Below are 4,712 nucleotides of genomic sequence, written 5' to 3'. Positions count from 1 at the left end.
CGATGGGGCCGTCGGTGGCGGCCGCGACTCCGTCGAGCCCGCGCTCGTCGCGGCCGAGCAGCCGCGCGGCGTCGTCGTCCGTGGCGGGAACGAGCCAGACCGCGGCCTCGGCGGATCCGAGGACGGCCGAGACCCGTCGTGCCGCTGCGTTCGCTCTCCGCGCCACCTCGTCAGCCGCGGCGTCAGCGGCGGAAGCAGTGCCGAAGGCCAGGACGAGCGAACGCTCCGAGCGGCGGACCTGGAGACCGTCCAGGTCCCACGGCTCGGGCCGCTCGTCAGGACGGGATCCGGTGATCACCGCAGTCTCGCCCGGTCGTGCCGGGTCGGCCGCAAAGGTCAGGGCAAGAGTGAAGGTGCGCGGAGCCTCGTCGAAGCCCGTGATCCGGTACTCCAACGTGGCCCGTGACTCCCAGGTGGCCGACATGCCGGGCATCGAGGGATCCGGCGGTCGCGTCTCCTCGATGGATCGAAGTCGCACTTGCTCCACTCGCGTTGCCTGCATCCGGGCGAAGACCTCCTCTTGAGCCATCCGGAGGTCCCGTCCCTGTACTCTCGCGAGCCAGGTGCGCCGGTCGCCCGTGACCACGGCCGCGGCCCGGGCGCGGATCAGCTCTCTGCTCACGGACTCCCGCGCATCGCGCCAGGTCTGTTGCTGGAGCCAGGCGGTGGACGTGACAGCAGCCGCGACCTGGGAGGCTGGGGATGTGGCACTGGGTCCACGTGGGGACGGGGACGAACACCCGCCTACCAGCGTCACCGCGATCACGCTCGCCAGAGCTGCGGCGCCGAGGCCGGCTCGTCCCATCGCGCCATGGTGGCACGACTGTCGCGGCTGTCAGACGGCGGTCCGCCTCGCGCGGATCGGCCGCAGGTCCCGCAGGTCACGCAGGTCATCGTCCGGCTGGGCACGGGCAGCGTGTGCTGCCTCGGGCGTGACAAGTCCAGCGGTCAGGAGCACGGACACGGCCCGGAGCTCCGCGCGGTCGAGTGGTAGTCCCCTCGTGGCGGACGCAGGGGCGCTCACAGGGATGTCCGCCAAGGCCGTCACCATGCAGTCAGCGCAGTGGACGTCCCTGACGGGGCAGGTCTGGCAGTCGATGAGCATCACCGGCTCCGCCCTTCTTCGTCGTTGCGAACTGTCGATCCACACGCTATGGGCCGCCACCGACAACGGTCCTGCCCTCGTGGTCCTCCGTCTCGCGACTCATGCTGACTGACGCGCAACCTGTCCCCGCGACCGCCGCGCCTTCGAGGCGGTGTCAGCCCAGCGGCATACGGTCGGCCCATGCACGCGATCCAGGCGACGTTCGATGACCTCGGCACTCGCCTGATGGATGTCACCTTCGTCGTCGTCGACCTGGAGTCGACCGGCGGCAGCCCGGAGCAGTGTGGCATCACCGAGATCGGCGCGGTCAAGGTTCGCGCCGGCGAGGTGCTGGGAGAGTTCCAGACGCTCGTCAACCCGGCCGAGCCGATCCCGGCCTTCATCTCCGTGCTCACGGGCATCACGGATGCCATGGTGATCGACGCGCCGCGGATCGAGTCCGCCTTCCCGGCGTTCCTCGAGTTCGCCGCCGGCAGCGTGCTCGTCGCCCACAACGCCGGTTTCGACCTCAGCTTCCTCAAGTCGGCTGCGCGCCGCACCGGCACCCCGTGGCCGGGATTCGACGTCCTTGACACGCTGACCCTGGCGCGCCAGCTCGTGACCAACGACGAGTCGCCGAACCACAAGCTCTCGTCGCTGGCCCGGGTGTTCTCCTCGACCACGACTCCTGACCACCGCGCACTCCACGACGCGCGTGCCACGGTTGACGTGCTCCACGGTCTCATCGAGCGCGTCGGCAACCTGGGCGTCCACACGCTCGAGGAGCTCTCCAGCTACACGTCGCGAGTCAGCCCCGCGCTGCGACGCAAGCGGTTCCTCGCGGAGCCGCTCCCCCATGCCCCCGGCGTCTACGTCTTCAAGGACCGGGACGGAAGGGTGCTCTACGTCGGCACGAGCCGAGACATCCGGTCGCGCGTCCGCAGCTACTTCACCGCGTCGGAGCAGCGCACCCGGATGGCCGACATGGTTCGGCTGGCTCACGCCGTCACTCCCGTGGTGTGCGAGACAGCCCTGGAGGCCCAGGTGCGTGAGCTCCGCCTCATCGACGAGCACCAGCCACGGTTCAACCGCAGATCCAAGAACGGCCGACGCGTCGTGTGGGTCAAGCTCACGAGCGAGCGTTTCCCCCGCCTGTCGATCGTCAAGCAGGTGCGCGACGACGGAGCGCACTACATCGGGCCGTTCCGATCCCGGGTCAGCGCGCAGTCCGCCGTTGACGCGGTCCACGAGATCGTCCCGCTGCGGCAGTGCCGGCAACGGATCACCGGCAAAGAGGCCGCCTGTGCCCTGGCGGAGCTCGGGCGCTGCGGGTCACCCTGCACCGGTGCCCAGTCCGATGCCGACTATGCGCTGGTCGCCGCTGAATGCGCAGCGCTGTTCTCCGGCGATGCTCGTCCCGGCGCGAGCCGGCTGAGGTCCCGGCTCGAGGAGCTTGCCGCACAGGAGCGGTTCGAGGACGCAGCCCGAGTCCGTGACCGCTTCCTCCAGCTGGTCAGGGGTGCGGCCCGCTCGCAACGGCTTGCTCCGCTGAGGTCGGCCCCTGAGGTCGTGGCCGCTCGACGGCACGAGGCCGGTGGTTGGGAGCTGGTGTGCGTCCGATACGGCAGGCTCGCCGGCACGGTTGTCAGCCCGCGTGGCGCCGACCCCATGGTGCACGTGCGCAACCTGCAGGCAACCGCGGAGGTCGTCCTCGCACCACTGGCCGGAGCCGCGGCGGCGTTGACCGAGGAGACCGAGATCGTGCTGCGGTGGCTCGAGGCACCGGGCGTTCGCATCGTCGAGCTGGACGGCTCATGGACCTGCCCCGTCGGTGGCGCCGGGGCGGTGCGCCACGAGCTGGAGCCGGCCGTTGCCGCCGCCCTCGAGGTCGTCGGCTTCGATCGAGACGCGAGCCACGACGCTGGACTCAGGGGTGGGCGCTCCCGGCGCCGCGACCGATACCAGCGTGCGGGATAGGGTTGTGGCGTGATCACCGCCATCGTCTTGGTCAACTGCGAGGTCAACCGCATCCCAGAGGCTGCGGAGGAGATCGCCGAGATCCCGGGTGTGTCCGAGGTGTACTCCGTGACCGGCGACGCCGACCTCATCGCCATGGTCCGGGTGCGCGCTCACGAGGAGCTCGCCGACATCATCGCGGACCGGCTGAGCAAGGTCCAGGGCGTGGTTGGCACCTCCACGCACATTGCCTTCCGGACGTACTCCGCGCACGATCTCGAGGCGGCCTTCAGCCTCGGCCTCGACGGCGAGTAGCGGCTCAGGAGCGAGTGACCTCGATCCACCGCTCGATGACCCGGGTCGCCGCACCGGAGTCGATTGCCTCCCTGGCCCGCTCCAAGCCCGCTTGGAGGTCCCGGTCGAACGACGCCTGGTCGTCGCCTGAGTCGGGCTGCGTCAGTGCCAGGGCGATGCCGGCGTTGAGCAGGACGGCGTCGCGGACCGCACCGGTCGCTCCGGCGAAGACCTCCCGGACCACGGCTGCGTTGTGCGCTGCGTCGCCACCGCGCAGGGCCTCCGTCGGGTGCAGCTCCAGCCCGAGACGGGTCGGCTCGACCGTACGGTCTCGGACCTGCCCGTCGCGGACCCACCACACGGTCGTCGTCGTGGACACCGTCACCTCGTCGAGCCCGTCGTCCCCGCGGAAGACCGCTGCATCCTTGCCCCGACTGGCGAAGACCCCCGCGAGCAGCGGCGCCATCCCGGCATCGGCGCAGCCGATCGCGGCGTAGGTCGGCTGGGCCGGGTTGGTCAGCGGGCCGAGGAAGTTGAATGCGCTGCCGACGCCGAGCTCTCGCCGCGGCACGGCCGTGTGCCGGAAGGATGGATGGAAGGTCTGCGCGAAGCAGAACGTGATGCCCGCCTGCCGGACCACCTCGACGACGCGCTCCGGGGCCAGCGACAGGTCGATACCGAGCGCCTCCAGCACATCGGCCGAACCGGACGACGACGATGCCGCCCGGTTGCCGTGCTTGACCACGCGGACTCCGGCAGCAGCCGCCACGATGGACGACATCGTCGAGATGTTCACGGTGTGCGCTCGGTCGCCCCCGGTGCCGACGATGTCGAGACTCGGTCCCTCGACCTCGATCCGGTGGGCGCGCGACAGCATGACCTCCGCCAGACCCTGCATCTCCTCGACGCTCTCCCCCTTGGCCCGAAGGCCCACAAGGAAGCCCGCGATCTGTGCCGGTGTGGCCGCACCGTCCATGATCTGCGCCATGGCCCACTCGACAGCCGCCTGCTCGAGGTCACGACCGGCGATGAGGTCGGTGTAGATGGTTGGCCAGGTCAGCGCATCATCCTGCGACATCACGCGACGCGGCTCAGGCCGTCGACACGGATGATCGTGCGAGCAGGCTCACTGCCGAGGTGAGGTCGACCGGGTCCAGCGGGTGCGGCACGGCAAGGTCCGCCATCGACCATGCCGCAAGCCACGCGTCCTGCGGGCGGCCGGTCAGCACGATGATCGGGGGGCAGTCGAAGATCTCGTTCTTCAGCTGGCGCGCCAGACCCATGCCACCGAGCTTCGCCGCCTCGCCGTCGAGGATCAGCATGTCGAACGGCTCGTTCTCGACGGCACTAACGACCGCCGCTGAGGTGGCGCACTCGA

General features: G+C 70.2%; 6 protein-coding genes. 2 read left to right on the top strand and 4 right to left on the bottom strand.

Annotated elements, in window-relative coordinates; all coding sequences use genetic code 11:
- Positions 1-622: hypothetical protein (locus VIR15_RS10730; protein WP_331927469.1), on the bottom strand; the 622-nt coding region annotated here is incomplete at its 3' end.
- Positions 623-835: 213 nt separating this feature from the next.
- Positions 836-1,051 (bottom strand): hypothetical protein, encoded by a 216-nt coding sequence (locus VIR15_RS10725; protein WP_331927468.1) that lies wholly within the window; start codon positions 1,049-1,051, stop codon positions 836-838.
- A gap of 234 nt (positions 1,052-1,285) precedes the next feature.
- On the opposite strand from VIR15_RS10725, the gene VIR15_RS10720 reads away from it, so the two are divergent.
- Both VIR15_RS10720 and VIR15_RS10715 read left to right on the top strand, forming a co-directional pair.
- Positions 1,286-3,061 carry a DEDD exonuclease domain-containing protein gene (locus VIR15_RS10720; protein WP_331927467.1) on the top strand — a complete coding sequence of 592 codons (1,776 nt, stop codon included), beginning with the start codon at positions 1,286-1,288 and terminating at the stop codon, positions 3,059-3,061.
- 9 nt (positions 3,062-3,070) lie between these two features.
- Positions 3,071-3,355: an Lrp/AsnC family transcriptional regulator gene (locus VIR15_RS10715; RefSeq protein ID WP_331927466.1), complete on the top strand. Its 285-nt coding sequence runs from the start codon at positions 3,071-3,073 to the stop codon at positions 3,353-3,355.
- Positions 3,356-3,359: 4 nt separating this feature from the next.
- Here VIR15_RS10715 and trpD read toward each other — a convergent pair whose 3' ends face one another.
- Positions 3,360-4,412: an anthranilate phosphoribosyltransferase gene (gene trpD, locus VIR15_RS10710; RefSeq protein ID WP_331927465.1), complete on the bottom strand. Its 1,053-nt coding sequence runs from the start codon at positions 4,410-4,412 to the stop codon at positions 3,360-3,362.
- 13 nt (positions 4,413-4,425) lie between these two features.
- The coding region (locus tag VIR15_RS10705; RefSeq protein ID WP_524538096.1) for a PleD family two-component system response regulator at positions 4,426-4,712 on the bottom strand (287 nt) is incomplete at its 5' end.

This window comes from Intrasporangium sp., from assembly GCF_036566125.1.
Classification (GTDB): domain Bacteria; phylum Actinomycetota; class Actinomycetes; order Actinomycetales; family Dermatophilaceae; genus Intrasporangium.
Note: the sequence above shows the minus strand (reverse complement) of the source record. Positions and strands in the feature narration are given on the sequence as shown.